3 protein-coding genes are annotated in these 3,417 nt (G+C 57.9%); all 3 read right to left on the bottom strand.

Features of this window, described 5'->3' with window-relative positions; genetic code table 11:
* Positions 1 to 58: 58 nt before the first annotated feature.
* The 3 genes from gatB to gatC are packed head-to-tail and all read right to left on the bottom strand — an operon-like array spanning position 59 to position 3,336.
* Positions 59 to 1,510 (bottom strand): Asp-tRNA(Asn)/Glu-tRNA(Gln) amidotransferase subunit GatB, encoded by a 1,452-nt coding sequence (gene gatB, locus MDG893_RS20290; protein WP_007155727.1) that lies wholly within the window; start codon positions 1,508 to 1,510, stop codon positions 59 to 61.
* Positions 1,511 to 1,544: 34 nt separating this feature from the next.
* Positions 1,545 to 3,002 (bottom strand): Asp-tRNA(Asn)/Glu-tRNA(Gln) amidotransferase subunit GatA, encoded by a 1,458-nt coding sequence (gene gatA, locus MDG893_RS20285; protein ID WP_007155726.1) that lies wholly within the window; start codon positions 3,000 to 3,002, stop codon positions 1,545 to 1,547.
* Positions 3,003 to 3,048: 46 nt separating this feature from the next.
* Entirely contained in the window at positions 3,049 to 3,336 is a 288-nt protein-coding gene (gene gatC, locus MDG893_RS20280) for an Asp-tRNA(Asn)/Glu-tRNA(Gln) amidotransferase subunit GatC (protein WP_040474841.1), read from the bottom strand.
* Positions 3,337 to 3,417 lie beyond the last annotated feature (81 nt).

Raw genomic sequence — 3,417 nt, 5'->3', positions numbered from 1 at the left:
AAGCAGGCTAGGGCTGCAGCAAAACGCACCACCCATAGCCTGCAGAAATGCTGAGAAATCAGCCTCCCAGTTTCTTCACCAGGATCTCATTAAACAGCTTAGGATTGCCCTGGCCCTTGGAGGCTTTCATCAGAGGCCCCATGAACCCGCCGAGCATCTTCTTCTGCTTCTTGGGGTCGGATTCCTGCTGGTACTGTGCAACCTGATCTGGCATGGAGGCCAGAACCTCGTCCACCATCTTCTCAAGCTCGCCAGTGTCAGACACCTGCTTCAGGCCCTTGGCATCAATGATCGCATCCACACTGTTATTTTCACCGGCCCAGAGCGCCTCGAAAACCTTCTTGGCACCCGCCGACGAAATCGTGTTATCCGCGATGCGCACCACCAGATCTCCAAGTTGCTCGCCGGTGATTGGTGAGTCTGCCACAGATTTTTCCTCCGCATTCAGGCGTGCGGAGAATTCACCCTGAACCCAGTTGGAAGCCAACTTTGCGTCCTTCCCGCGATCAGCGGCGGCTTCGAAGAATGCCGCCAGCTTGGAGTCGCCAGCCAGTAACCCTGCATCGTAGTCGTTCAGGCCGTACTGCTCCTTGAAGCGCACCTTGCGGGCGTCCGGCAGTTCCGGGACGCGGTTGCGGGCTTCGTCGATGAAGGTGTCGTCGATTTCCACCGGCAGCAGGTCCGGGCATGGGAAGTAGCGGTAATCGTTGGCTTCTTCCTTGGTGCGCATGGAGCGGGACTCGTCACGGTCGCCATTGTACAGGCGGGTTTCCTGCTCGATGGTGCCGCCGTCTTCCAGAATGTCCATCTGTCTCTCAACTTCATGAGCAATGGCCTGCTCCATGAAGCGGAATGAGTTCAGGTTCTTGGTTTCGGTGCGGGTGCCAAGAGTGTCGGAGCCCTTGGGTTTGAGTGAGATGTTCACGTCAAAGCGCATGGACCCCTGGGACATGTCGCCGTCACAGATGCCCAGGGAAGTGACAATGCCATGGAGTTTCTTGGCAAAGGCGACGGCTTCGTCCGCATTGGTCATGTCGGGTTCTGTGACCACCTCAATCAGCGGGGTGCCGGCGCGGTTCAGGTCGATGCCCGTCATGCCATGGAAATCCTCATGGAGGGATTTGCCGGCATCTTCTTCCAGGTGGGCATGGTGAATGCGCACCCGCTTGGTGTCACCATTGGGCAGGTCGATATCCACATAGCCGGGGCCGACAATCGGGCGCTCCAGTTGTGTTGTCTGGTAGCCCTTGGGCAGGTCCGGGTAGAAATAGTTTTTCCGTTCGAAAACTGAGCGACGTTCAATCTCAGCGTTGACTGCCAGGCCAAACATCACCGCATAGCGGAATGCTTGCTCGTTTGGCACTGGAAGCGTGCCAGGCATGGCCAGGTCAACGGCATTGGCCTGGGTGTTGGGCTCGGCGCCGTAAGCGGTACTGGAGCCGGAAAAAATCTTGGTTTTGGTGGCGAGCTGAACGTGAATCTCCAGCCCGATCACAATGTCCCATTGCATGGTTTCTCTCTCCTGTTCTGGGCCTGTCTCGGGCTTATTGTGGTTCGCGCTGGTGCCAGTCGGTCACCTGCTGAAATTGATGGGCGGCGTTCAGCAGGCGAGCTTCGGAGAAGTAATCTCCAATGATCTGCAGGCCCACTGGAAGCCCATCCACAAACCCGGCTGGAACGGACATGGCGGGGATGCCCGCCAGGTTGATGGCAATGGTAAATACGTCTTCCAGGTACATGGTTACAGGATCGCTGGTTTTTTCGCCCTGGATAAAGGCCGGGGAGGGCGTGGTTGGACTCATCAGCACATCCACTTCCTTGAAGGCGTTGATGAAGTCCTGCTGGATCAGCCGGCGAACCTTCTGGGCTTTCAGGTAATAGGCGTCGAAATAGCCGGCGGAAAGTGCATAGGTGCCCACTAAAATCCGCCGCTTGACCTCAGTGCCGAAACCTTCGGCCCGGGTGCGTGTGTACATGTCCAGGAGGTCTTTGGGATCCTCGCAGCGATAACCGTAGCGAGCACCGTCGAAGCGGGACAGGTTGGCCGAGGCCTCCGCCGGGGCGATAACGTAGTAGGCCGCAATAGCGAGGTCAGCGTGGGGGAGGGACACTTCCTTTACGGTGGCGCCGAGCTTCTCGTACTCCCGAATAGCACCCCGAACCTGTTCTTCCATGGCGGCACTGAGGTTGCCGGTGAAGTATTCTTTCGGCAGCCCGATGCGCAACCCTTTCAACGGCTCGGTCAGTGTTGCGGTATAGTCCGGAACATCACGATCAATGGAGGTGGAGTCCTTCGGATCAAAACCCGCCATAACGTTCAGCATCAGCGCATTGTCTTCGGCTGTGCGGGCCATGGTGCCACCTTGGTCCAGGCTGGAAGCAAACGCGATCATTCCGTAGCGCGATACCCGGCCATAAGTCGGCTTGAGCCCGGTTACCCCGCACAGTGCAGCGGGCTGGCGGATGGAGCCGCCGGTATCCGTTGCCGTTGCCGCCGGCACCAATCGCGCCGCCACCGCTGCGGCAGAACCTCCGGAAGAACCGCCCGGAACCCGCTTCTCACCCTGGCTCAGACCCCAGGGGTTGGTCGTTGCGCCAAAATAACTGGACTCTGTAGAGGACCCCATGGCGAACTCGTCCATGTTGGTCTTGCCGAGGCATACCGCGCCTGCCTTGCGGAAATTCTCCGTGACCGTTGCATCGTAGGGAGGCACAAAATTTGCCAGCATCTTCGAGCCACAGGTGGTCGACACGCCATTGGTGCAGAAGATGTCCTTGTGGGCGAAGGGCACGCCCGTCCAGAGTGTAGCCTTACCCGCTGCCCGTTGCTCGTCTGCCGCATGGGCATCAGCCAGGGCCTGCTCTTCCGTAATGGTGATAAAGCTATTGAGCTGCTCGTCTTCCTTTTTGAGGCGGCCCAGGAACTGCCGGGTCAGCTCCACGCTGGAAATTTTGCCGCTTTCCAACTCGCGGGAAAGCTCTGCTACGGATTTGTTATGCATGATACGTCCTGTTTACGTCGCTGTTCGTCGGGTCACTCGATGCCCTTTATTCAATCACTCGGGGAACCAGATAGAGGCCATTCTCGGTAGCCGGCGCAATCGCCTGGAAAGCCTCCCGTTCATTGGTTTCCGACACCTCATCCGGGCGCAGGCGCTGGACGGCATCCAGGGGGTGGGCCATGGGCGCCACCGAATCGGTATCCGCCGCGCTCAACTGGTCCACCAGATCCAGGATATTGCCCAGATCCTTTTCCAGCGCTGAAACCTGCTCCTCGTCCACCCGAATGCGGGCGAGCACAGCGACTTTCTCAATGTCCTTGCGGGAAATGGTCACGCTTCCTCCCATATATATGAAGTTTCAGTAACTTAAATGCGTGCTTTAACTTTAATATGTACTGACGTTTGCACGGATGAC

The organism is Marinobacter algicola DG893, from assembly GCF_000170835.1.
In the GTDB taxonomy this organism is placed as follows: Bacteria; Pseudomonadota; Gammaproteobacteria; order Pseudomonadales; family Oleiphilaceae; genus Marinobacter; species Marinobacter algicola.
This window is presented reverse-complemented; position numbering and strand designations above follow the sequence as displayed.

Coding starts and splice junctions, on each gene's coding strand:
- gatA (WP_007155726.1), bottom strand. CDS start 3,002: ATGCATAACAAATCCGTAGCAGAGCTTTCCCGCGAGTTGGAAAGCGGC.
- gatB (WP_007155727.1), bottom strand. CDS start 1,510: ATGCAATGGGACATTGTGATCGGGCTGGAGATTCACGTTCAGCTCGCC.